This is a genomic window from Paenisporosarcina quisquiliarum (assembly GCF_043641925.1).
Lineage (GTDB): Bacteria > Bacillota > Bacilli > Bacillales_A > Planococcaceae > Paenisporosarcina > Paenisporosarcina quisquiliarum_A.
The window spans coordinates 59,882-83,167 of sequence record NZ_JBHZRU010000003.1 but is presented as its reverse complement, the minus strand read 5'-3'; the positions used below and the strand labels follow the sequence as shown (position 1 = coordinate 83,167).

The window sequence follows — 23,286 nt, the reverse complement described above, 5'->3', positions numbered from 1 at the left end:
GTTTGTGGAGGTAGAATATTCTGACTTAATACAGACGCATGAATAAATGCTATACTTAAGGAAATTTTTTGAGAATCTTGGTGAAAACAAATGCATGAAACGACACAAATGAAAGAAAAATGGGCTTTATTAATCAAAATTGTTTTTCCTATATTAATAACCCAAGTATCCCTATATTTAGTATCCTTTTTCGATATTTTAATGACCAGTCGATATGGTAGTGAAGATTTAGCCGGTGTAGCGGTTGGTTCATCATTTTGGGTTCCGATTTACACGGGTTTAGCTGGAATTCTGTTAGCAACCACGCCACTTGTAGCTCATTTAGTTGGAGCAAAGAAAAAAAATGAAGTTAAAACAATTGTCCAGCAAGGATTATTCCTATCTTTAGCACTTTCCATTGTTGTCATAATCATTTTATTATTTTCAATCAATCCCTTATTAAATGTGATGGATTTGGAAGCGCGAGTTCATGATGTGGCCAAGTCTTATTTAACTGCAATGCTGATCGGTATCATTCCACTTTTTGCGTATACGGTTATTCGTTCCTATATGGATGCTCTTGGGAAAACAAGGATAACGATGATTATAAGCTTGCTTTCTGCTCCTATTAATATATGTTTTAACTATTTACTTATTTTCGGTGCTTTTGGTTTTCCTGAATTAGGAGGAGCTGGGGCTGGATACGCATCTGCTATTACGTATTGGCTCATCTTTTTCATCGCAGTTTTCATTGCGCATAGACTTGAACCATTTAAAGAATATGAGCTATTTAAAAATTGGACAACTGCACAGTTTTCGAAATGGCTTGAGATCAGCAAAATTGGAATTCCAATTGGCTTATCTATTTTTGCAGAAACGAGTATTTTTTCTGCAGTTACGTTGATGATGGCTACTTATAGCACAGCTGTTATATCAGCCCATCAAATTGCACTAAATTTCACATCTTTGTTATATATGGTGCCACTTAGTATTTCTATTGGTGCAACCGTATTGGTTGGCTATGAAGTGGGTGCAAAAAGATTACATGATGCTCGAACTTATAGTTGGTTGAGTGTTGGTACTGCCATCATTTTTAGCTTTTTCTCAGCGTGTGTCTTATTTTTCTTCCGAGAACAAATCGCATCTCTTTACACTACGGATAAAGAGGTCATTAAATTAACCATTCACTTCTTTATATTTGCTGCTTTGTTCCAGTTATCTGATGCTATTCAAGCTCCAGTCCAAGGGTCATTAAGAGGATATAAGGATGTAAATGTAACATTTATAATGGCAATTATTTCATATTGGGTAATTGGATTGCCTGTCGGATATCTTTTATCTAAATTTACGGAATTTGGTCCATTTGGTTATTGGATCGGGTTAATCGTTGGTTTAACTGCAGGAGCCATTACACTGTCTTATAGATTAATTAGAATTCAAAGAAAAGGAACACAATCCATTTGAGATTGTGTTCCTTTTTTACTGTTGATAAACATTAAAATGTTGATTTCCATTACTACGGACGCTTTCTAGGGGGCACAGCTTCAGCCGCTTCCTTCGCGATGCTCAGTCCAGGGTCTTTAGCTCGTGCTAATCCCCTTAGAGTCGCCGTCTCCATTCCAATCAACAGAATTGTAAATATAAATAGTAAAGGTATTTTCTATTTCAAATTAGCATTTCTAAACTCATCTGTTATTACAACTTTGTAAACTTAAATAAGTTGATATATATAATTCATTCTTCCTGATTTAATCAGTTTTGATCGGACGATTAAAATAAGATGCCTGTTCGTTTGATTTGAACATCATATTTAATATCAAGTGTTAGTTCACTAAATATATCTGCCCATTTCCCTTTTTCCCAAACCTTTGGATGAAATGCTCGAACTCTTCTACCAATTCCTAATGGATCACTTTTCGTTTCCTGAAGAACCTCAAACATTTCCATTGTGTCCTCTTTAAGTCTTTTTGATAGGAATTTTTCAAGTTCAATTCTATTTTTATAATCCTCTAAATGATCCGGTGAAAATTCTTGTACGTCTATAATTAAATCATAAGACATACTCACCTTCCCAGACTTTTCGAGATGACTGAAATCCCACTTTCTATGCACTCTTTTAACTTCAATGGATACTGGAATTCCTTCATAAATATACGTAAGATTTGTATACTTACCGATTTCATCTTTTAGTATAGTTAATAATTTGGCTTGATTAACATTTAAAAAAGTGCCTGAATATATTTTACCGTTAAAAAGAGCTACACCTAAGGTTTCAGGTGTATTTTCCTCTTCATTGATACCAAAGTAAGGTAAAGTGAGGTCCATTCCGTCGTCAAAAAGGATTGTACATATTGTTTGTAAATCTGTTTCAGGATAGATTGATGATTGTGCTAGACCTTTGATAAAATCGTCATAGTAAGCACCAGCATCTTTATTTTCAGCATTCCCTATTTCTAAAAAAGGTTTGGTAGAACCTTCTGTTATCCCAACAAGAGTACTTAATCGATTATGAGCTGTGCGAAAATAGACATCTAAAAATTGGTAGAAATCTGTTTTGAGAGTCTCATCTGAATAAAAAAGCACAGATAATTTAGAGACATCCAGATTTTGCGGGGTATTTGTATTCGCATGTATCCTTACTTCACGAGTGGAGCGTCCTTCCGCTTTTACAATGATTGAACTTATCTCTTCTCCGTTAATGACCGGGACTGAAAAATAAGATATTAAATCATTAACTTTTCCATCGTGTCCAACCATTGAAGCTAGTGCAAAATCTTTATATTGTCGCTCGTCCCAACAACCACTTAATAACAGGATACAGAAGAAACAACTAAGTTTTTTGAGCATCTTTTGACCTCCATGCATTTATGATGATCACGAAGAAAGGAACGATAAAAGCAAAAATAAAATATCCGTACATGAGAATCTCATAGCCAATTTTGAATAGATCCTTCCAAATAATAATTAATGGGATGATAATCAGTAATAGATGAATCCCGACTACTGAACGGATTCCTTTTTTTGTTCTCTTCATGTTAAATAATAAAAGGACTGTAAAGACGAGATAAATAACAGTAACAACACTCCACGTCATCCAAATAATGATGAAAAACAAATCAAGTCTTTCGATAAACTGAACTTCTTGAGATTTTAATATATATACTATCGGTTCTGGAACGATTACTATTTCAGCTAGTGAAAAAAACATGATGGTAAATAAAACTGTAATTAAATAACAACTTCCAATAAATAATATATATTTCCCAATTGTTTTCATAAATATTTTCTCTGTATTCAATAAATAACCACGATAGATTAAGTACATCTCTGTCCCGACAAATGCAAGATTTGCTTCCCTTAAACCATACACCCATTCCTTCATCGAAATATTGCCCATTGGAAAGAGATTTGTCCATATTAAATCAGGAGTCGCTAAAAATAAAAATAAGAATATTAGCGGAAACAAGGGAAATAATAATACACCTAAATTAACAACTGATTCAGGTTTACTCAAGTTCGCATATAATGAAGTCGCGACAATAATGGCAACTATGACATAGGGTGGTGTGTTTTGAAAAACCCAAACTGAAAGTGATTTTTCAATATTTGCAACAAATATTACTAATATCAGCATTATATAAATTGAATACACCCATTTTAAAAACCGATTCAAGACAAAGTGCTTATAATATCTTTCATATAGAACAAGAAGGAAAAATTGTATTAGAAGCGCAACAATAAATACAATCCATGCGTCCTGTTCGGCAGCTTTAATTATTGGAGTTTGGAATGCGATTGAAATAGATCCTGTTTGAACAATAAATAAAAATATAAAAAATTGATTTTTGGATAGGGAAAATTTCATTCTTTGGAATCACCCGATTCTTCCACAGGTTCTTTAGGACTAAATGAAGTTGTCTGATTGTGTGGTTTGGTAAAAGGAAGTCTCAAAAAAACGTCTTTAAATACTTTTGGTCTAAAAGGAACAATCGGATAAAAATAAGGTTGTTTAAACGAACGTAAGTTAATGAGATGAATAAATAAAACGATTGTTCCAATAACAATACCAAAAAAGCCAAGGACAGTAGCAGCAAGCATAAATGGGTATCTTAGTAAACGAATCGTTGTATTCATTTCTATAGAAGGGATAACAAAGCTTGAGATAGCTGTTAATGCAACCACGATTACCATCACATTTGAGACAAGTCCGGCACTAACAATTGCATCCCCAATAACTAATCCACCTACAATACCGATTGTTTGCCCAATCGGACTAGGTAAGCGAATACTTGCTTCTCGAATTAATTCAATTGTTATCTCTAATATCATTGCTTCTATAACAGGACGATAAGGTATTTCATTAACAGCTATTTTCACCGTTTTGCTCAGCTCATATGGAAGTACTTCATAATGAAAACTTACGATTGCAATATAAAATGCAGGTAAAAAAATGGCTGTCAAAAAGCTTACAATTCTTAATATCCGATAAAATGTACCAACTAAAACACGTCCATTAAAGTCATCTGGCGATTGAAAATACGATGCAAAAGTAATAGGACCTAGTAATACTGTTGGTGTATTGTCTAACATTAAGACAACTCTACCCTCCATTAAATTTGTTGCCACTTTATCTGGACGCTCAGTCGTCATTAATTGTGGAAATGGAGACCAAACAGTATCTTCTAAAAAGTCAGCTAGTTGGCCAGAGCTGAAAAGATATTCCGTTTCAATTTTTCTTAAACGGTATTCTATTTCATCTAAGGTAACTTTGCTTACTTTCGATTCTATGTACATGTAAGTTATAGGTGAATTAGAAGACTGACTAATAATCATTTTCTTTACGACTAAATCTGGGATACTTAGTCTTTTTCGTACTAATGCAATATTCATATCCATGTTTTCAACAAAGCCGTCATGTGCACCTTGAATGATATGTTCGCTATCAGGTTCCATAACGGATCTGTTTGTATTACTAGGCAAATTGATTCTTAATAATAAGTTGGTTTCACTAAATAATACGACCGATTCACCTTTGCTCACGTATTCTACTAGTTTTGCAGCGTGAAATACTTCGACCGTAGAACTGGAAGATTCTCCCCAATTGGATTGACCTTCTTGAAACTTCTGAGAAAGTGTATCAATTTGTTCATTTACTGCTCGTTGATTAGCTAATACTGAATATTGACATAGAATAGCTTCCCCTTCTGGCCAATCGAGGGGCCGAACAATTAAATCGGCTGAATCATGAAATAATGTTTTGATAAATGGTGCGAGCTTATTATACGCTTCCATAAATTCCCCTCCTCATCTTTTGAGTATGGGAAATTTAAGCTTTATTTAAACGAAAAACTATGTATATAAATAGAAAAGACCATCTCACCGAAATGAGATGGTCTAAATACTTATTTTTGAATGAATTGTTGTGTCCAGTAGTGACCTTGAGCATCATAACCAATTCCGATGTGTGTAAAACTACCGTTCATGATATTTGCTCTATGACCTGGTGATTCCATCCATCCTTTTACAACTTCAGCAGCTGTTCTTTGTCCCATTGCGATATTTTCAGCTGCGGCTTTGTATTGAATACCTTTTGCTTTCATTTGATCGAATGGTGAACCTAATGTTGGACTCGTATGAGAGAAATAATTATTGTTACTCATATCTGATGATTTTGCACGTGCCGAGTCCATCAATGCTGAATCAGTAGCAAGAGGTTTTAAACCTTCTTTTGCACGTTCTTGATTCGTTAATGTTAAAACTTGTTGTTCAATTGATGAAATTGAAGCATCTGCTGCAGGTGCTGCAGCTGGTTGTTGCGTTTCTGCTGGCTTAGCAGTTTGTGTTGGAGCGGGTGTTGAAGCTACCGGCTGTGCAGCTGGTGCTTTCGCTGCAGGTTTTGCTGCTTCGGCTGGCTTTTGTGCCACCGGTTGAGTTGCCTCTTTTTTAGCAGGCGCAGCTGCTTTTTGTGGTGCTTTGAAATCTATTGTTTGTTTGAATCCGTTAGCAGCCAATTGAGCATTAATTTGCTCGATTAGTTGTTTTTGCGTAGTAGAATCAAACTCTATATTTTTATTACTAGTTGACCAGTCATATTTCACCTCAGTGTTACAAGTAGGTGTATTAGATGAAAATGATGCTTCTGCTGATGTAGCTTGACCTAATGAGAAAACCATTGTTCCCATTGTTAAACCGATTAACATTTTTTTCATGTTGTATCCCTCCTCGCAAACTAGCTTATCTGTTAATTCTCGTAAAAAAATACCTAATCATTTCCAATGTGACCATCGGAATTGAAAAGGTATGCTGTATAAGGCTTTCTATAGCAATAAAATGTGTAGTATTAGAGAATTTCCCAAAAACTTCTTCTTAAAAGGTATTGACGCTATTAAAAACTTCTTCGTAAAACGCTTTCAGACTCGTTTTCTCATGTTCAGCTAGTCTACTTTCGTCAATTCTTAAAAAAGCGAGTTTTAATTTTTCGGAAGATGTTTTTCTTACTCGTGGGTGTGTTAATTCATCGAGCAATTCAGTCTTTATGATAGATTCAAGGTCATTCAAAGATCGAATTGTTTGTGTAGCACCTCGAAATGGAAAAAGCGTTTGATATGCTTCTATTAAACTTTTCATTCCCGTTCACTCACTTCCAGGAACTTTGAGTTCAGATATTTGTTCTCCAATAATAACAATTGAAGGTTCCATTTTCACAAATTCAGGTAGCCATTGCACCATCCCGTATGAATATTGAAACAACATAGGATTTTTTATTCCTTCTATTGGAACGTAACCTTTCATTCGAAAAACTGTGGAAGGTAAAGTTCTTAACCAATCTTCAAATTGATCTTGGATAACTGGGTGTTTAAAAGTAACAAGTCGCGTTGAAAGTGATAGATCTTTTCCTATTTGAGCTGGAACAATTTGATGCTCAGTAATCGATCCATTCATTTTTTCTAAATAAGATAGAGGACACTTAGCATGTGAAGTTTGAATCAGTGTTGCCGTTGAATTAAAACTTTGTAGCTCAAAAATGACTTTAGCCTGTTCACCATCTGTTAATAAATCCATTTTATTGGCTAACAAAAGATGTGAATGTCGAATTTGTTCTAAGAATAAAGAACGCATTTGAGGTGAAAGTTTTTCACGATCTAGCCAAAGTTTACTATCAACAACAGTAACGATTCCTTTTACATTCAGTTCCTTTGCAAATAGAGGAGAATAAACCGCGTCTAATGCTTCAACTGGATGTGCAGCTCCTGTTGTTTCTATTAATAACACGTCAAATGTTTCACCAGTTAATAAAGTTTGTAATTGAGCTTCCGTTTTCTCGGAACCCGTGCAACAAATGCACCCTTCTAACATTTCTTTTAAAGGGACATCGTCTTCCACTGATTGCGAGTCGAACGGAAGTTTCCCTAATTCATTCATAATAACTGCAGGCTTTAACCCATTTTCTTTAAATTGACGTATGATATCTGTTAATAAAGAGGTTTTGCCACTTCCTAAAAAACCACTAAGTAAATATACATCTTTCATAAAAAGCATCCTTTCACGATAAAATCCTAGGAAAAAAGCTGGCCTATTGAACAGGCCAGCTTCAAATTATTTAGCTAATTCTTTCATTAATAATTCTTTTGCTTTGAGCAACTGTGGATCTTCTTTTTCAATTTTAACGCGTAAGCGATCCATTAAGGCATATGTTGTGTCACCTGTTAAGATACCTGTTTCTTCAAGTTCACTCTCTTTTTGAATTTGTTTGATGGCTGTTTCAGTCTGCTCATCAAATAATCCATCTACCTTCCCAGTATCAAGTCCAATAGCAACAAGCATTTCTTCTGCTGCCTTAACTTGATCTGAAAGAACGCCTGTTTTCAACTCGACTGATGCATCTAAATAAGGCAGTTGAGTATAAGAAGGATATTCAATTTTAATATCTGGCGCAATTCCTTTTTCATGAATCCAGTTACCTTCTGGGGTTAACCATTTAGCTGTTGTAAATTTCATGTTGGATCCATCATTTAATTCATTAGCCGTTTGAACAGTACCTTTACCGAATGTATTCAATCCGATTAATTGTGTACCAGCGGATTCGCTCATGGCACCAGCTAGAATTTCTGAAGCAGATGCACTACCACCATCGATTAATAGAGTGACAGGCACTTCAACTTTTGTACCATTTGTAGCTGTATAGATTTCAGCATCTTTATCTTTTACTTTTGTTTGGAATAACGGTTTTCCAGCATCCACAAACAAATTCGAAATGTCAATGGCCGATGTTAATAAACCACCTGGATTTTGTCGGACATCCAGAACCATGGCTTTCATACCCTTTTCTTCCATATCAGTAATAGCCTTAAGCAATTCATCATATGTGTTCTGTGAAAAACTTGTAATTTGAATATGGGCAACTTGGTCTTCTAATAATTCCGCATAAACAGTTTCAATCGGAATTTCATCACGAACGATTGTGATTTCCATCGGATCACTCATATCACCACGTTTAATGGTTAAAGAGACCGATGTTCCTTTTTCTCCGCGAATCAGCAATACAGCTTCTGAAGCACTCATTCCTTGAATACTTTCACCATCTACCGCGATAATTTGATCATTTGGAAGAATACCTGCTTTTTCAGCTGGTGAGTTTTTAATTGGTGAAACGACGGAAATAAAACCGTTGCGTTCTTGGATTTCTGCACCAATCCCTTGGAAACTAGAAGAAATGCTTTCTTCAAATTGAGCAGCTTCATCTTGATTCATATAATCTGAATATGGATCGCCAAGTGCATCAATCATACCGTTAATCGCACCATTTACTAATGCTTCTTGGTCAATATCAGCGTAATATTCAGCTTTTAAATCATCATAAGCTTGATATAATTTTTGGAATTCTCTTCTCTCAGGTGAGCCAACTTCAACCACTTTATCTTCACCAAACGTTAAAGCGAATATAGTTAAACCTGCTGTACTTAATATCAAGGTGAAAATTAACATGATAAAGAAGAAAGGTTTTAACCGTATATATTTACTTGCAGGTGCGTTTTGATGGTCAATTTCAGCTTGCTCGTTTTGATGCTCTTGATTGTTTTGTTGATCGTCCAAATTATTCACCACTTTCAAATCGAAACCTAAATAATACGCTTCAATGTATATGTATAGTTTATCAGTTTCTATGTATTAACGGAAAGAAAAAAGCTGTCAATTCTCATATGACAGCCTTTTCTCATGAACGTAAAATTAATCTTGGATAGCTGCGTCTAAAGCCACTTCAATCATATCGTTAAATGTTAATTGACGTTCTTCAGAAGAAGTCACTTCACCTGTAAGTAAATGATCACTTACCGTTAAGATAGATAGTGCTTGACGACCAAACTTAGCTGCTAGGGTATATAATGCTGAAGATTCCATCTCTAAAGCTAAAATACCGTATTGAGCCCATTTTTCGTGTTCAGCATGCTCATTATAGAAAACATCTTCTGTGAAGACATTTCCTACTTTTAAATTCAAGCCTTTTTCTTTACCAGCATTATATGCTTTTAAAAGTAAATCAAAGTCAGCTGTTGGAGCGAAATTAATTCCATTGAAAATAATTTCATTCATTTTTGAATCCGTCGATGCACTCTGTGCAATAATTACATCTCGAACTTTTACATCGTGATGAATAGATCCACAAGTCCCAACTCGAATTAGTTTTTGAACATCATACTCATTCATTAATTCAGTTACATAAATCGAAATAGAAGGTACACCCATACCAGTACCTTGTACTGAAATTCGTTTACCTTTGTAAGTACCTGTGTAACCAAACATGTTACGAACTTCATTATAAAGAACAACGTCTTCTAAAAACGTTTCTGCAATATATTTAGCACGTAGTGGATCTCCTGGTAGTAAAATCGTATCGGCGATATCGCCTTTTTTTGCATTAATATGAACACTCATTTTTTTAACCTCACTTTATTGACATTTCCGTACTATCATACTGTTTTTCTTCACTACATGCAAATACTTACGCATACCTGCCAATCTCTTGCTTTAATCGACTTTCAAGCTGAGGGAAATCTGCAGATGTTAAATGCAGTCTAAAATATGATTCATCTAAACCAGCGGCTTCAGAAAGTAAGCTAGTAAATCCTCTAACACGACGGTCCACTTGAACAAGTAATTCATATTGGTCGTCTTCTTTTGGTATGAAAACCAACTCGATCTCATCAAACTTCCCTTTAAATGGACCATTTATTGCGACGAATTCAAACTCCTGAACAAATTTAGTCATTCCTTTATAAGCTCGAGGAGCTTCTTCACAATCCACTTTTCTTAATATAAGTCCTAAATTTTGAGCAGCATTTAATCCAGCTTGAACAAAAGCATTTGGTCGAATTTCAATAAAATCCTTATCTCCCGGGTCCACTGAATTTTTGATATCCAAGCTCGTTTGAATCCAGACTCTCGTTTTCCCCATTGTAACTGGTGTAATTAATGGTAGCTTGAACGAAAAAGGAAATGATTTCATTTCATCTTTTTGAATTGTAAAGGGTTCATTGAGTTTATATGAAAAAAAGGCAACTGAATCAGTGTATTTACTGTCATTTGATTCCCGTTCGTATGTTGTAAAAACCTTTAGATAGATGCTCTCAATTTCTTGTGACGTATGACCACCAGTTACTTCGGTAACACCTGAAATCGTATTGCCAGCTGTAAAAATTGAATCACTTAATTTTGTATCTACTCTTGCATTTCCTACACCGACAGAAGCTAAAATTTTATTGAAAAATGACATTTATATTTCCCCCTTAATCTTTATATTTTCTTTTACGATTGAGAAAGGACATTCGTTTCATATAAAGACCATAAATCATCAAAAATTGTTGCACTCATATCTTCATGTGCTAATTCTTCTATGTAACGCGACAGCTCATGAAAATCCGAAGATTGCTTTGGAAATGTTAAATCTGAAAACATGGCTTCTGCAAACTGTGCTCTCAAGTCCGATTTAGGTCCCCCTCTAAATGTTAACGCGTATTTATAAAAAGTGTGATTCATATTTACTCTCTCCCTTTAGTTAAGAAGTCTTATAATATTCAGAAAAGTATAGATAATTACGACTAAAACAAGTAAACTTATCAATATCATACAAAATTACATGAAAAGTTGGTGTGTACGTGCTAAAGAAACTAGGTAAAGCAAGCAAGGTTCCGAAAATAAAATCAGAACAAAAGCAGGAAGCTAAAAAGCCATCAAAACATTTCTTTAAAAATCGCCAAAACAAATCAGTAAATGTAGACAATCAATTTAACGATAAAAGAGCTAAATTTTGGGACTTAATTCGCGGAAAAATTGTTCTTATCTTCTCCCTACTGGTCATCATGCTAATCGCTATGCTTACTGTATCATCTACTAATTTAAAAACACTACAAAGTGAATTAAAAGAATTTACAGAGAAAGATATGGCTGAACAATTACAGATTAATCAACTTGCAACTGATATTTCTAAAATGGCAAATGCTGAACAAAGTTATGTCATCACAGGAAAAGATAATTTTCTAAATACATATAAGTCTAAAAAAGACGCAATTGGTACCAGCTTAAAGAATTTAAACAAATCCTTTAAAAATAGAGAAAAAGAAATGAAAAGTTTAACTTCTATTGAACAATTCTACAATACATATATACAGTATTCTGAACGAGTTGTAAAAGCACGCGATGAATTAGGTATTGAAAACGCACAACGCTTAATTATGGCTGGTAACGGAAAAACAGCAATGGATTATATTGATGTTCATATAGGCATGATGAATGAGTTATTGGCTAATCAAAATAATGCCCAAATAAAGCAACTTGAAGCAGAAACAAATCGTTCATTACTTATTTTCTTAATCCTTACCACTATTTCAGTGTTATTAGCCATTTCATTTGGATTCTTCCTTTATAAATCCATTCGAAGAAATACGTATGTTATCAATACCTCTATTTTAGATATTGCAAACGCAGGCGGAGATTTAACAAGAAGAGTTAAGGTTAAAACAAATGATGAATTTGCACAAATCGCTGGTAGTACAAATACATTAATCGAATCAATTGGTGAACTTGTTAAACGAGTGAGAGATCTTGCAGAAAATGTATCGTCAAGCGGACAACAATTGATGGCTTCGGCAGATCAAACATCCTATACCATCCAATCAATTGCTGATACAACGAACGAAATCGCTGCAGGTAGTGAACAAACGATGAGAAGTATGACATTAGCTGTTCAAAAAATGAATTTACTTGAAGAATCTGCAAGATATTTAAGTAATGACGCACATCAAGTAATTAAAGCGACGGACCAGATGAAAGAAGCAGCCTACGAAGGTGGTCAATCGGTACAACATTCTTCTAACGTGATGATGTCCATAGAAGAAACGATGGCAAATACAACAGAAACTGTAGAAGCTCTGGGTAAAAAATCAAATGAAATCACTTCCATTATTCGCACCATTACAGATATTTCCGAACAAACGAATCTTCTAGCATTAAATGCTGCAATTGAAGCGGCTCGTGCAGGCGAGCATGGACGCGGATTTGCTGTTGTTGCTGATGAGGTAAGAAAGCTTGCTGAACAATCCCAGAAGGCAGCTAAGGAAGTCACAGGCATTGTAAGTTCAATCCAACATGAAGTGAAAGCTATCGTAAAACAAAATCATGATGGAGTTCAAACAGTTATTCGTGGTGTAGAGGTAGCAAATGAAACGAATAGTTCACTTGAAAAGATTATGTATCAAACGAACGATACCATTCAAATTATTGAGAAAATGGTCAACCAAATCGAACAAACCCTTACTTATTCTCAAGAAGTGGCATCCTCATTTGTAGAGGTAAATCAAATTGCTGAAAATACCGCTATGAATTCAGAAACAAGTGCCGCAGCTGCAGAACAAGGTTCAGCAGCTATGCAAGAAATTAATGCATCTGCTGTGGAACTATCCGAACAAGCCGACCAACTTAGAAAAGTCATAAATGAATTTAAAATTTAACTTCAATAAAAAGGGACCGTCTCTCGTCATTTAGTGACAAGAGGTGGCCCCTTTTCTTATGAATGGATTTCCACAATGATATGATGCTTTTCTCAGTGGAAATATTATGACCCACATTCTTTCTTCTTCCAATTAATATAATTATATAAAAGCTGGAGTAAGAAAAGGCTGTAAATGATTACCCCATAGGTAGTCAATACTACAGAATTAATTTCTGTATATATAATAATCAATATAGACGCTACTATTAATAAAGGAAAAACTGTTAATGTACGAATCATCTTTCTTCTATATGATAATTTAAAATAATTTATTGCAAATCCTTTATCTATCTTATCTTTTCGCATGAAAAATATTGAAAAGATACTTGTAATGATTATCGAAATAATCACTGGAATAACTAAACCTTCTATTTCTGTCATACTTCTCCCCCTCGGCTAATTTTTTTAATAAACCCCTACAAATAAAATTCATTAGCTATACTTGATGCATTCTATTTTTATGTATATTCTCTCTAAATCTCAAGGAAGTTAATTCCGCTTTTGTTTTCTTCTATAAACAAAACGCCAAATATAGAAACCAATTATTGCGATCACTAACACTGAAAATCTAATATATTGATCTTTATAATCACCAAAAATCAGCAACAAGCTTCCAATAATAAAAGTTGGCATCATGATATAAAGCCACATTCGAACTTCCTTGTTTTTAAAACTTAAATTAAATCGCTCATTCATACTCAATCACCTCGATCCCCTACTCCGTTTGATCACTTCACTATCTTCAATTACATTCTCATAAACTGTTTATATATGATTACGTTTTTGACTAACGATTAGTTTCATAAATGGAAATAAACTACAAAAACCATTTAATATCCTATTTTAAAACGATAAAAAAAACCTTGGAAATTTAGTAATTTCCAAGGTTTATTTTATGAGAATAATGAAAGATACTCGCCGTATCCTTCTTTTTCTAATTGATCCTTTGGTACAAATCGTAAAGCAGCTGAATTAATGCAATACCTTAAACCATTCTCACCAGGTCCATCAGGGAACACATGACCTAAATGAGAGTTTGCTGTTTTGCTTCGAACTTCCGTTCGTCTCATTCCATGTGACTCATCAAAATGCTCAGTTACTTCTAAGTTTTCAATTGGTTGAGAAAAGCTTGGCCATCCGCAACCTGCGTCGTATTTATCTTTCGAATGAAAGAGAGCTTTTCCTGACACGATATCAACATATATTCCTTCATCGAAATGTTGATCAAATTCGTTACGATGAGGTGGTTCCGTACCGTTTTCTTGCGTAACATGATATTGAATAGGTGTTAACTTTTGTTTCAATTCTTCTTTATTCATTCGTTTACCCCCCACATATTTTCTTTGAATCCAGCTCGACCAGAACCTACTTGATAGCGGTTGTAATGGGCCGGATTCTTTTTATAATAATCTTGATGGTAAGTTTCTGCAGGATAAAATGGTTTAGCTTCTAATATAGATGTCGCTATTGGTTTACTGAACTTGCCACTTGCTTGCAATTCAGCTTTAGATTGTTCTGCAATCTCTTTTTGCTCAGGACTATGATAGAAAATAGCTGTTTGATAGGAAGATCCTCTATCAAAAAATTGTCCTCCTTCATCAGTTGGATCAATTTGTTGCCAAAAAATCTCTACTAACTCTTGGTATGAAAAGATAGATGGATCAAAAGTAATTTGAACGGCTTCTTTGTGACCCGTTTGATTGGTACAAACTTGTTCATATGTTGGATTTTCTAATTCTCCCCCAGTGTATCCTGAAATCACTGAGTGAATGCCATCATATGAATCAAATGGTTTCACCATACACCAAAAACAGCCACCTGCGAATGTTGCTTTTTCTAACTCCATTTTAGGTCCCCCTTATTTTGAAGGTACGGTAATTTCTAACGTAATCTCATCTTGTTGAAGATTAAATTCTTTAGCTCTTACAGAAACGTTTGATTTCATCGGAATGCGAGACAAATCAATATAAACATCTTCTTCTTCCGGGCGAACAATCATCCATTCAGGTAACGATACAGAATCTTTCATCAACTTTAACACGCTTTCAGGCGGCAAATCTAATCTTCCGACTTCAACACCAGTTTGTTTTAATTTCAAATTGCCATTTTTCTCAACAATCGGATCAAACTTCATAATGACTGGGATATCAGTAGAGAAAATAGTCAGTTCAGTCGTCAGTAAAATTTGGTTTTCAACGCTCATTGTTACAGGCATTGGTTGCCCCTTCATGGCTTCTTGTATGTATGAGTTCGCAATCCCTTCAAAGTCATCCTTTGTTGTCTTTAGAGTCAATACATTTCCCTCTGCAGCGGTTTTCGGCTCAGGTACGATCGTTTTTTCTGAAGGTGAGCTAATCCAAAATGCGAAAAAGATGATTGCAGTGACTAATATAGCGATTAATAATAAAAATGCGATTTTCCATTTGTTCATTTATGCATCATCTCCTTAGAAATCCATTTCCCCGTTTGTTAGTTCTTTTAAACCGCATGTTTGAATTGATTCGAGCATGCGTTCTGACATTAGTTCATAGCCTTTACTATTTGGATGGAAAAAATCCGTATGGTAAACAAGATTCGCATTAGAACTAAATAAGTCGTCTACAGTTATGAAACATGCTTTAGAATCTTGCTCTGCCATCGCTTGAATCGACTTATTCCAATTCAACAAAATCGTATCGAACTCATTTTCTTCTTCCGTTACGATAGAAAAAGGATTATATAAACCCATTAATATCAACGGAGCATCAGGATTAACCATGCGAATTTCCTTCAAAATTTCATTGTATCTATTGGAGAATTCGATTAATTCTTTTTCAAACGTTTCAATTTTCAACTCAAATAAGTCCTTTTTCACAATCGCCATCACGTCATTGCCGCCAATGGTCATCAAAATCATATCCGCTTTCTTTAAGTCATCATTCACTTCGCCTGATTCAATTTGAGCAAGCAATTGATCACTTCTTCTACCGCGTTTAGCTAGATTTTCAATTTCTACATCCTTAACACCTTTAAATTCGGATACGTGACTTGCTAATCTACCCATATATCCTCCAAGCTTTCTTTCATCACCTACACCTTGAGTAAGGGAATCACCGATGCCAATGAGGACTTTATTTTCTTGAATGAAGGTCTTTTCTATACGTAGCTTTTCTAATTTTACTGATTCTCTTATAGTGAAGTCTTTTGAGCTCATAAATTCTAATTGACATCCTGTCAACAAAACAATCATCACTATGACAAGTATCAATTTCTTTCTCATGTCTCTCTCCCCTTCTCAAAAGAAAAACAGGGATTTCTCCCTGCTTCAGATTTCATTTTATTCAACCATATACATAAATCCAATTGCGCCAATACCGGTATGTGTACTTATAACCGGTGAGGTGAAAGCAACTTGAACATCATTAAAACCTGATTCTTCTATACGTTTTTTAAGTGGATCTGACATTGCATATCCATTCGCTTGTGAAATCCCTACATACTTTACTTTCTTACCTTCTGTATCTTTTTGATACTGATCGAATAAATATTGGACAACTTGTTTATGACTTCTAGCTTTATGAACTGGTGTATATTCTCCACCTTCTAAAGAAGCGATTGGTTTAATCGATAGAAGTGAACCGATTAAAGCCTTCCCTTTCCCTATTCGGCCGCCTTTTACCAGATTTTCCAATGTATCCACCACTACAAATAAATTAGTTCTTTCTCGAACTGATTCAACGTGTTTGACAACTTCATCTAATGATGCACCTTGTGCAATTAACTGTGCAGCTTCTAACACTTGAAATGATAAAGCATATGATATAAATCGAGAATCGATTACAGTTACATCGGAAGAAGACATTTCAGCTGCAGCTTGTGCAGATTTCACTGTACCACTCATGCCACCAGTCATATGAATAGAAATGATTTGATCTCCATTTTTACCTAGTTCATCATATAATTCATGAAAAATCCCGACAGCAGGTTGAGAACTCTTTGGCAATTCTTTAGAAGATTTCATAAGTTCTAAAAATGCTTCCGCTTGTAAGTCAACTCCATCAGTGTAGGTTTTACCATCGATTTGGACAGTTAAAGGTACAACATGGATATTATATTGAATAATTTGCTCAGAAGTTAAATCAGCTGTTGAATCGGTAACAATATGAATTTTTGACATGAATGACACACCCTTCTCTATTTCTATATTATAAAAAACGTTTTAATCATCTGTAAACTAATTGCATTTATCATACAAAGCAAAAACCCATCTGCTTCACTTTCGCATTTGGGTTCGCTCAAGATGTATTTCATTTACTTTTTGAGTTATTACGTTTTGAACAGTCTCTATAAGTTGTTTTGATGATAACTCTTTTATATGTTCAACGGGAATAGCTTCTAAAACACGTATCTCTACATGTGCAGCTTTTATCTTATTATTATTGTTTTCCATAATGTCCGATGTTCCTACAATTGCAATTGGAATAATGGGAACCTCAGCACCTTTTGCAATCCTTGTGAATCCTGATTTAAATTCCTGAACACCATTTTTTTTACTACGCGTGCCTTCAGGAAATATAATCATAGAATGACCTGCTTGTAAGGTTGATATCATATCTGTGATGGAACGCATTGCACTCCTTCTATCTGTTCGATCAATGAAAACACAGTTCATCGCTTCCATCCAATCTCTAATAATAGGGAGCTTTTTCACTTCAATCTTAGACATAAATGAAAAAGGCTTTGGAATGTGTGCAATCAAAACTGGGATATCAAAATTACCTTCATGATTGCTAACAAATAGAACCGGACCTTCAGGAAGTAAATCCAGTCCTTCTACGTTAAAAGTGCTTTTCGTTCGTTTTAAAATTCCGTTTGCCCACTTTTTCGGTTGCTGATGGACAAGTTGGTCATACTCTGCAGTCGAAAGCAGATCCTTTTGCTTTTGCACATTACGCAAATCTTTTAAGCTGAATGGCAAATAGCCAAACAAAAATGAAAAAGTTCGAAGGGAATTATACATTTTTCGTACTCTTATTTCTTTTTAAAACTTGATAAGTGTAACGTAATCCTTCTTCAGTTATCATTTCTTCTGATTTACTGGAAAGCGTCCATTCACTCTCATATGGCGGAAAGAATGTATCCCCTTCAAATTCACTTTCAATAACCGTAACGTATAATTGATCAGCGAGTGGAAGTGCGTCCTTAAAGATTTGTTCTCCTCCAATTATCATCACTTCTTTATGAAATGTCTTTGCAATTGAAATTGCTTCTTGAAGTGAGTGAACAACTGTAACACCTTCTGGTTGATAAGATTCATTTCTAGTAATTACGATATTTAATCTTCCAGGTAAAGGACGACCAATGGATTCAAACGTATTTCTACCCATAATCATTGCTTTCCCCATAGTCTTCTCTTTAAAATAAGCAAGTTCGTTTGGAATATGCCAAGGCATTTTATTTAAATGACCAATTACTCGATTTAAATCATGGACGACAATTAAAGAAATCATTATTTCCCTACTTTCTATACAGCAATTGGAGCTTTTATTCGCGGATGTGGATGGTAATTTTCTATAGTAATATCTTCCGTTTCCAAATCAAATATTGACGTTTTTTCAGGTGAAATGATTAGTGTTGGTAGTTCACGTGGTGTTCTTCCTAATTGTTCATTTACCTGGTTCATATGATTCGAATAAATATGAGCATCACCCAGTGTATGAACAAACTCACCTACTTCAAGATTACACTCACGGGCGATTAAATGGGTTAATAAAGCATAAGATGCAATATTGAATGGAACGCCTAAAAATACATCTGCACTACGTTGGTATAACTGACATGAAAGTTTTCCATCGGCTACATAGAACTGGAAAAAAGTGTGGCATGGAGGCAGTGCCATGTCGTCAACTTCTGAAGGGTTCCATGCTGTAACGATATGTCTTCTTGAGTCCGGGTTATTTTTAATAGAAGAAATGACGTTCTTCAATTGATCAATGGACTGGCCATCAGCAGTTGGCCAAGAACGCCACTGCCTTCCGTAAACAGGACCTAAATCACCATATGTATTTGCAAATTCTTCATCATTTAAGATCTTTTCTCTAAATGTATTCATTTGTTCATCAACAACTTTTTGAAATTCCTCGTCTTGTGATGCACGTAGTCCAAAGTTAGTCATATCTGGCCCAGTGTAATCTGAACTATTTACCCATTTTTCAAATGCCCACTCATCCCAAATATAATTACGTTGTTCGATAAGGGATTTCACGTTCGTGTCCCCTTTAATAAACCACAGTAATTCAGAGGTGATTAATCGCATTGCTGTTTGTTTAGTTGTCATCAATGGAAAGCCCTTTGTTAAATCAAATCGCATTTGATAACCAAAAATACTTTTTGTGCCTGTTCCTGTGCGATCATTTTTCGTAGCACCTTCTGCTAATATTGTTCTGCAAAGTTGTAAATACTGATCCATTCGTAGACCCTCCAGTTCTATCTTGTTATAAAGTAATTACTTCAACTACTCTAAAGAGTTTTCATGATAAGAGTGCACCTATAAAAAAAAGACACCATCATATCCCTAGATTAGGAATATGATGTGTTTTTCTGAGTTCTATGACAACCATTTTGGGGGCATATTTTTGGACCAATAAATATCGCCTAACTTATAGTGTTTTGCAAACTGGTCTTGGACTGTATGATAATGAAAATTAAAGTAATAACCTTCCTGCGGCTTGCGATCTGTTCGTACATGAAACCGTATAATATCGCTGCCAGTCGTGGATTCATAAATATGGAACATTTTTTCACTATGATTACCTGAAGGGTTCTCACTAATCGCTAAAGAATTCAATTTTTGATGGTCTAAATCAACTAAAGTCATTTCAATCGCTTCTTGGATTTTCGGAAAAATAATCTCATCGAACTCATCCGCAATGACCGGACCGATACGGGAACCGAATTTCAACAAAGACTGTTCTTTTGCTAAGTGAACGGCATCTTCTAAAAAACTTGAAGGTTGTTGTTCCTCAGACCACTCGACCGAATATGTATGCTCCGTATTGTGAGAAGAAATTGATTTTTGATGCGCTTTCTCATCTAATAAATTTTCCCAAATAATATGGTTTGGAGAAATAACACCAAATGTAAGAAGCGCTACTGCTACAACTAACGATTTTTGAATCCACTTTTTCATCATTGTCACCTTCTAATCTAAACATTTTTGACAAACACTTATGTAGAAGTACGATTTCAAGAACTAAAGGTTTCATCTTTACACTATTCATTGTACAATAAAAAAGTATAAACAGCTTGTTTTTTTCACAAGGAGGCATATGAAATGGATACACAATTAGTGATTGGAATTGGTTTCTTACTCTTACTAGCTTATTTAACATCATTAAATTTCACAGATTAATTAGAAAGACACAGTCTGCATCCAAAACGGTGCAAATTGTGTCTTTTCTTATCTTCTGTACTGGATTAGGAAATGAAGTAGTTCTGACTCAATAACCGCATGAAAAGAAAAGCCACAGTATCTCAAAAAATGAGATACTGTGGCTTTAATGGACAAAACTTTTGTCTAGACCGTTTTTCCTAAACAATCTATGTAGCCATAATGGAATTTTGTGTTTTTACGTACAAGTTGGTTAAAGTGAAAATCATTAAACCACGTTGATTGAAAATGTGCTTTCAAAACAACTCTTTTTTTCGCAACTCTAATCGCTTCTAACACCCATTCTTTTGTTAATGCATCAGTACGGCCAACATGTCTTAAAGGATTTATGTTACCAGACTCCAAAATAGTTTCCTCGAACATGGGGTCCATATAAACGACGTCAAAAGAAGAATCCTTTCGTGTTTTTAAATAGGACAAAGCATCACTTGAAATGACGTCGATTTTCTTCATTAAAGATACGTATTCTTGATGATCCGTTCGACCACCATGAAATGCTTCCTTTAGGATAAACGCCTGTACTTTTGAGGCTTCACAACCAACAACTGTACCCGCTTCTCCAACAACATAAGCTGCAACCAAACTATCTGATGCATATCCGAGCGTACAATCTAAGAAAGAATCTCCTTCAACTAACTGACATGCATCAATTAATGTGTCAATCTCTCCTCGAGCTAGCCTTTTCAATCGAAACATAGCTGAACTTGGATGAAAATAAAAGGGCTGTTCTGAGTGAACACCATAATATTCCCACCTAGATTTAGTAGCAACTAAGACATCGTTTTCATATTGTTTTTGCAGCTGAGTCACTGTTCTTTTTTGGCGATCAATATAAGGAAGTCCTAAATGCTTTCCTGCATCTTTTGCTAACTGAATCGTTAATTCAGTTGGCCTGCCAGCTGTCGTAACGATTGTTTTCACGATGATACGACTTGATTAAGTACTTCAACTAAGTGATCTTTAATTTGTTCCATTGGAAAACCTTCTATCTGTTCACGTGGAATAAAATAAGCCAAATTCCCATCTTTCCAAATTGCAATAGATGGTGAACTTGCTGGCACTTCTTCAAAGTATTGACGCATTTGAACAGTTGCTTCTGGATCTTGACCGGCAAAAACAGTTACTAAATGTTCAGGTTTATTAGCCACCTCAGATAATGCTTGGGATACAGCTGGACGCGCAAGACCAGCTGCACAGCCACACACTGAATTAATGACAATTAAAGAAGTACCTTTAGCTGAGTTCATATGCTCATTAACCATTTCAGCATCCGTTAACTCTTCAAACCCAACTTGTACTAGTTCTGCTCGCATCGGTTTGACAACTTGCTTCATATATTCATCATAAGCGTTCATGTAGTTTCCCTCTTTCTATATGTTTGATTAAATTATTTTGTGTTAAATAGAATTTGATCCATTTCCAAATATCCTAAAGGATTCTTATGGAAATAGATGAATAAATTGATTTTCCGAAATACTTTTTATCATGATAAAATATAGTTAGAAAGAAGAGATAGTAGACTTCTTTCAAAATTAGGTAACGATTTTCATGTCCAATATAACTTTTCCTGTTTTGTGTTATGTTGGCTTAATTTTAGACATCCGCGGTGGTTGCCGGATGTCTTTTTTGATGTTAAAGGAATTGTTTAGAATAAATAAACGCATATAAACATCATATGCGATTATGCCAAACATCTAATTCATTTATTTGCGGGATTCTGTCATTTGCTTCCAAACAGAACCCTTCGCTTCTTCACCGTCTTCAATACGTGCAATCGCCATATTAATTTGAAGCTTTACTTCAAATTCCGGGTCTTCATTAGCTTCCTTTAAAGCTGGCAAGGCGTTTTCTGTACCTGTTTCAAACAAATACATAGCTGCACGCCAGCGTACTAACTTGTTTTTATCTTTTAACGCTTGAATCATGGCAGTCTCAAAGTTCGTAAATCCTAAATCACTCATGCAATCTCCAGCAGTTCTTCGAACAGATGGACTCTTGTCATTCAATGCTTTTTCTAAATAAGGAACAACTTGTTCATTATCAATCATTCCTAGATAGACAGTTGCTAATCGACGAATTGCCATTTGTTCATCATTTAATGCTACGTCTAATAAAGGTAGGTCATCCACATTTGGGTCGGCCATTTGATCTAATAATTGAAAACGCTCTTCCCACGTATTTAACTGAAATTCCTCAAGTGTAATATGACGACCTCTAGTCGGGACTTCCTCTTTAGGGCTTTTAGCATCAGTAATTAAGGTCTGTAAACGTGACTCAGGATAAGTTGCTTCGATTTCTTGTACCACTTGTTCAGCAATTTCCTTTTTGTCACCATACCGTACACCATAATCCACCCATTTGCGTTGAAGAATATAATTTTCATCTTGGTCATGCATACTAGCATTCATGGCTTCCACGAATCGAGCAGAAAGACCTAATCTTTCTTCAGCTGTCTGATCGAATACTTTTACTTGTAGTGGAATACCCTTTATCTGTTGAACATGCACGTAGACTTCACCAAAATGTTCCTCTACTTTTTCTTCTTGAGTACTCGTTTCATGATCTTCACAAAAAGCTCGTCGCACTTCAGCTAAAATTTGTTCCCAATCATTTTTTGCAATACGTTCAATCGCTAAAAAGTCAGCTACATGATAAATTCCTTTCACTCCCGGAATTTGTAATATGGCTTTTATTTCAGATGGGGCATCTACATTTTCATCTTTTTTATAATTAAAACTTTTCCCAAAAGGTAGCTCATTGTCTACGACAACTTTCATCGTATTTGGACTTGGTGTTGGTTCAATTGTAAGTATTTTCACATAGATCCCTCCTA

Annotated in this window: 26 protein-coding genes; 2 read left to right on the top strand and 24 right to left on the bottom strand. The window is 35.1% G+C overall.

Annotation, left to right across the window (positions count from 1 at the left end):
• Positions 1-90: 90 nt before the first annotated feature.
• On the top strand, positions 91-1,443 hold the full coding sequence (locus ACHUE4_RS03365) for an MATE family efflux transporter (protein ID WP_394187925.1): 1,353 nt from the start codon (positions 91-93) through the stop codon (positions 1,441-1,443).
• Positions 1,444-1,749: 306 nt separating this feature from the next.
• Here the strand turns inward: ACHUE4_RS03365 and ACHUE4_RS03360 are convergent, their stop codons facing one another.
• The 10 genes from ACHUE4_RS03360 to ACHUE4_RS03315 all read right to left on the bottom strand — a co-directional run bounded on the left by ACHUE4_RS03360 (position 1,750) and on the right by ACHUE4_RS03315 (position 11,013).
• Positions 1,750-2,826: a Ger(x)C family spore germination protein gene (locus ACHUE4_RS03360; RefSeq protein WP_394187924.1), complete on the bottom strand. Its 1,077-nt coding sequence runs from the start codon at positions 2,824-2,826 to the stop codon at positions 1,750-1,752.
• Complete coding sequence (locus ACHUE4_RS03355; RefSeq protein ID WP_394187923.1) at positions 2,810-3,844, bottom strand: GerAB/ArcD/ProY family transporter; 1,035 nt, start codon at positions 3,842-3,844, stop codon at positions 2,810-2,812. The genes ACHUE4_RS03360 and ACHUE4_RS03355 overlap by 17 nt, the downstream gene beginning before the upstream one ends.
• Complete coding sequence (locus ACHUE4_RS03350; RefSeq protein WP_394187922.1) at positions 3,841-5,271, bottom strand: spore germination protein; 1,431 nt, start codon at positions 5,269-5,271, stop codon at positions 3,841-3,843. Before ACHUE4_RS03350 ends, ACHUE4_RS03355 begins: the two co-directional genes overlap by 4 nt.
• 110 nt (positions 5,272-5,381) lie before the next feature.
• Complete coding sequence (locus ACHUE4_RS03345; protein ID WP_394187921.1) at positions 5,382-6,188, bottom strand: CAP domain-containing protein; 807 nt, start codon at positions 6,186-6,188, stop codon at positions 5,382-5,384.
• Between the two features lie 157 nt (positions 6,189-6,345).
• Complete coding sequence (locus ACHUE4_RS03340; RefSeq protein WP_394187920.1) at positions 6,346-6,606, bottom strand: hypothetical protein; 261 nt, start codon at positions 6,604-6,606, stop codon at positions 6,346-6,348.
• A gap of 6 nt (positions 6,607-6,612) precedes the next feature.
• Positions 6,613-7,509 carry a CobW family GTP-binding protein gene (locus ACHUE4_RS03335; protein WP_394187919.1) on the bottom strand — a complete coding sequence of 299 codons (897 nt, stop codon included), beginning with the start codon at positions 7,507-7,509 and terminating at the stop codon, positions 6,613-6,615.
• A 66-nt stretch (positions 7,510-7,575) separates the two neighbouring features.
• On the bottom strand, positions 7,576-9,072 hold the full coding sequence (locus tag ACHUE4_RS03330; RefSeq protein ID WP_394187917.1) for a lmo1851 family serine protease: 1,497 nt from the start codon (positions 9,070-9,072) through the stop codon (positions 7,576-7,578).
• 135 nt (positions 9,073-9,207) lie between these two features.
• Positions 9,208-9,912, bottom strand: a complete 705-nt coding sequence (gene deoD, locus ACHUE4_RS03325; RefSeq protein WP_394187916.1) for a purine-nucleoside phosphorylase — start codon at positions 9,910-9,912, stop codon at positions 9,208-9,210.
• Between the two features lie 67 nt (positions 9,913-9,979).
• Entirely contained in the window at positions 9,980-10,750 is a 771-nt protein-coding gene (locus tag ACHUE4_RS03320; RefSeq protein WP_394187914.1) for a sporulation protein, read from the bottom strand.
• A gap of 32 nt (positions 10,751-10,782) precedes the next feature.
• The gene (locus ACHUE4_RS03315; RefSeq protein ID WP_394187913.1) at positions 10,783-11,013 is read right to left on the bottom strand and encodes a YozE family protein; all 231 of its coding nucleotides are present in this window, start codon (positions 11,011-11,013) and stop codon (positions 10,783-10,785) included.
• Between the two features lie 119 nt (positions 11,014-11,132).
• Between ACHUE4_RS03315 and ACHUE4_RS03310 the strand changes: the two genes are divergently transcribed.
• Entirely contained in the window at positions 11,133-12,983 is a 1,851-nt protein-coding gene (locus ACHUE4_RS03310; RefSeq protein ID WP_394187912.1) for a methyl-accepting chemotaxis protein, read from the top strand.
• Between the two features lie 104 nt (positions 12,984-13,087).
• Here the strand turns inward: ACHUE4_RS03310 and ACHUE4_RS03305 are convergent, their stop codons facing one another.
• The 14 genes from ACHUE4_RS03305 to ACHUE4_RS03240 form a co-directional block, all read right to left on the bottom strand.
• The gene (locus tag ACHUE4_RS03305) at positions 13,088-13,405 is read right to left on the bottom strand and encodes a hypothetical protein (RefSeq protein WP_394187911.1); all 318 of its coding nucleotides are present in this window, start codon (positions 13,403-13,405) and stop codon (positions 13,088-13,090) included.
• A gap of 108 nt (positions 13,406-13,513) precedes the next feature.
• On the bottom strand, positions 13,514-13,720 hold the full coding sequence (locus ACHUE4_RS03300) for a hypothetical protein (RefSeq protein ID WP_394187910.1): 207 nt from the start codon (positions 13,718-13,720) through the stop codon (positions 13,514-13,516).
• 197 nt (positions 13,721-13,917) lie between these two features.
• The gene (gene msrB / locus ACHUE4_RS03295) at positions 13,918-14,343 is read right to left on the bottom strand and encodes a peptide-methionine (R)-S-oxide reductase MsrB (RefSeq protein ID WP_394187909.1); all 426 of its coding nucleotides are present in this window, start codon (positions 14,341-14,343) and stop codon (positions 13,918-13,920) included.
• On the bottom strand, positions 14,340-14,870 hold the full coding sequence (gene msrA / locus ACHUE4_RS03290) for a peptide-methionine (S)-S-oxide reductase MsrA (RefSeq protein ID WP_394187908.1): 531 nt from the start codon (positions 14,868-14,870) through the stop codon (positions 14,340-14,342). Before msrA ends, msrB begins: the two co-directional genes overlap by 4 nt.
• Before the next feature lie 12 nt (positions 14,871-14,882).
• Positions 14,883-15,455 (bottom strand): YpmS family protein, encoded by a 573-nt coding sequence (locus tag ACHUE4_RS03285; RefSeq protein ID WP_394187906.1) that lies wholly within the window; start codon positions 15,453-15,455, stop codon positions 14,883-14,885.
• Between the two features lie 15 nt (positions 15,456-15,470).
• The gene (locus ACHUE4_RS03280; RefSeq protein ID WP_394187905.1) at positions 15,471-16,283 is read right to left on the bottom strand and encodes a GDSL-type esterase/lipase family protein; all 813 of its coding nucleotides are present in this window, start codon (positions 16,281-16,283) and stop codon (positions 15,471-15,473) included.
• A gap of 57 nt (positions 16,284-16,340) precedes the next feature.
• Complete coding sequence (locus ACHUE4_RS03275; RefSeq protein ID WP_394187904.1) at positions 16,341-17,180, bottom strand: DegV family protein; 840 nt, start codon at positions 17,178-17,180, stop codon at positions 16,341-16,343.
• A gap of 96 nt (positions 17,181-17,276) precedes the next feature.
• On the bottom strand, positions 17,277-18,023 hold the full coding sequence (locus ACHUE4_RS03270; protein ID WP_394187903.1) for a lysophospholipid acyltransferase family protein: 747 nt from the start codon (positions 18,021-18,023) through the stop codon (positions 17,277-17,279).
• Positions 18,016-18,513 carry a dihydrofolate reductase gene (locus tag ACHUE4_RS03265; protein ID WP_394187902.1) on the bottom strand — a complete coding sequence of 166 codons (498 nt, stop codon included), beginning with the start codon at positions 18,511-18,513 and terminating at the stop codon, positions 18,016-18,018. Before ACHUE4_RS03265 ends, ACHUE4_RS03270 begins: the two co-directional genes overlap by 8 nt.
• A 14-nt stretch (positions 18,514-18,527) precedes the next feature.
• Positions 18,528-19,472, bottom strand: coding sequence for a thymidylate synthase (locus ACHUE4_RS03260; RefSeq protein ID WP_394187901.1), 945 nt, complete (start codon positions 19,470-19,472; stop codon positions 18,528-18,530).
• Between the two features lie 138 nt (positions 19,473-19,610).
• On the bottom strand, positions 19,611-20,192 hold the full coding sequence (locus tag ACHUE4_RS03255) for a YpjP family protein (RefSeq protein WP_394187899.1): 582 nt from the start codon (positions 20,190-20,192) through the stop codon (positions 19,611-19,613).
• 387 nt (positions 20,193-20,579) lie between these two features.
• Entirely contained in the window at positions 20,580-21,374 is a 795-nt protein-coding gene (locus ACHUE4_RS03250; RefSeq protein ID WP_394187898.1) for a class I SAM-dependent methyltransferase, read from the bottom strand.
• Positions 21,371-21,808, bottom strand: coding sequence for a BrxA/BrxB family bacilliredoxin (locus ACHUE4_RS03245; protein WP_394187897.1), 438 nt, complete (start codon positions 21,806-21,808; stop codon positions 21,371-21,373). The genes ACHUE4_RS03250 and ACHUE4_RS03245 overlap by 4 nt, the downstream gene beginning before the upstream one ends.
• 348 nt (positions 21,809-22,156) lie before the next feature.
• Entirely contained in the window at positions 22,157-23,272 is a 1,116-nt protein-coding gene (locus tag ACHUE4_RS03240; RefSeq protein WP_394187896.1) for a virulence factor, read from the bottom strand.
• Positions 23,273-23,286 lie beyond the last annotated feature (14 nt).

Bases quoted from the DNA above. Each gene is read 5' to 3' on its own strand.
- ACHUE4_RS03365 (WP_394187925.1), top strand. From the start codon at position 91: ATGCATGAAACGACACAAATGAAAGAAAAATGGGCTTTATTAATCAAA.
- ACHUE4_RS03360 (WP_394187924.1), bottom strand. From the start codon at position 2,826: ATGCTCAAAAAACTTAGTTGTTTCTTCTGTATCCTGTTATTAAGTGGT.
- ACHUE4_RS03355 (WP_394187923.1), bottom strand. From the start codon at position 3,844: ATGAAATTTTCCCTATCCAAAAATCAATTTTTTATATTTTTATTTATT.
- ACHUE4_RS03350 (WP_394187922.1), bottom strand. From the start codon at position 5,271: ATGGAAGCGTATAATAAGCTCGCACCATTTATCAAAACATTATTTCAT.
- ACHUE4_RS03345 (WP_394187921.1), bottom strand. From the start codon at position 6,188: ATGAAAAAAATGTTAATCGGTTTAACAATGGGAACAATGGTTTTCTCA.
- ACHUE4_RS03340 (WP_394187920.1), bottom strand. From the start codon at position 6,606: ATGAAAAGTTTAATAGAAGCATATCAAACGCTTTTTCCATTTCGAGGT.
- ACHUE4_RS03335 (WP_394187919.1), bottom strand. From the start codon at position 7,509: ATGAAAGATGTATATTTACTTAGTGGTTTTTTAGGAAGTGGCAAAACC.
- deoD (WP_394187916.1), bottom strand. From the start codon at position 9,912: ATGAGTGTTCATATTAATGCAAAAAAAGGCGATATCGCCGATACGATT.
- ACHUE4_RS03320 (WP_394187914.1), bottom strand. From the start codon at position 10,750: ATGTCATTTTTCAATAAAATTTTAGCTTCTGTCGGTGTAGGAAATGCA.
- ACHUE4_RS03315 (WP_394187913.1), bottom strand. From the start codon at position 11,013: ATGAATCACACTTTTTATAAATACGCGTTAACATTTAGAGGGGGACCT.
- ACHUE4_RS03305 (WP_394187911.1), bottom strand. From the start codon at position 13,405: ATGACAGAAATAGAAGGTTTAGTTATTCCAGTGATTATTTCGATAATC.
- ACHUE4_RS03300 (WP_394187910.1), bottom strand. From the start codon at position 13,720: ATGAATGAGCGATTTAATTTAAGTTTTAAAAACAAGGAAGTTCGAATG.
- msrB (WP_394187909.1), bottom strand. From the start codon at position 14,343: ATGAATAAAGAAGAATTGAAACAAAAGTTAACACCTATTCAATATCAT.
- msrA (WP_394187908.1), bottom strand. From the start codon at position 14,870: ATGGAGTTAGAAAAAGCAACATTCGCAGGTGGCTGTTTTTGGTGTATG.
- ACHUE4_RS03285 (WP_394187906.1), bottom strand. From the start codon at position 15,455: ATGAACAAATGGAAAATCGCATTTTTATTATTAATCGCTATATTAGTC.
- ACHUE4_RS03280 (WP_394187905.1), bottom strand. From the start codon at position 16,283: ATGAGAAAGAAATTGATACTTGTCATAGTGATGATTGTTTTGTTGACA.
- ACHUE4_RS03275 (WP_394187904.1), bottom strand. From the start codon at position 17,180: ATGTCAAAAATTCATATTGTTACCGATTCAACAGCTGATTTAACTTCT.
- ACHUE4_RS03270 (WP_394187903.1), bottom strand. From the start codon at position 18,023: ATGTATAATTCCCTTCGAACTTTTTCATTTTTGTTTGGCTATTTGCCA.
- ACHUE4_RS03265 (WP_394187902.1), bottom strand. From the start codon at position 18,513: ATGATTTCTTTAATTGTCGTCCATGATTTAAATCGAGTAATTGGTCAT.
- ACHUE4_RS03260 (WP_394187901.1), bottom strand. From the start codon at position 19,472: ATGGATCAGTATTTACAACTTTGCAGAACAATATTAGCAGAAGGTGCT.
- ACHUE4_RS03255 (WP_394187899.1), bottom strand. From the start codon at position 20,192: ATGAAAAAGTGGATTCAAAAATCGTTAGTTGTAGCAGTAGCGCTTCTT.
- ACHUE4_RS03245 (WP_394187897.1), bottom strand. From the start codon at position 21,808: ATGAACGCTTATGATGAATATATGAAGCAAGTTGTCAAACCGATGCGA.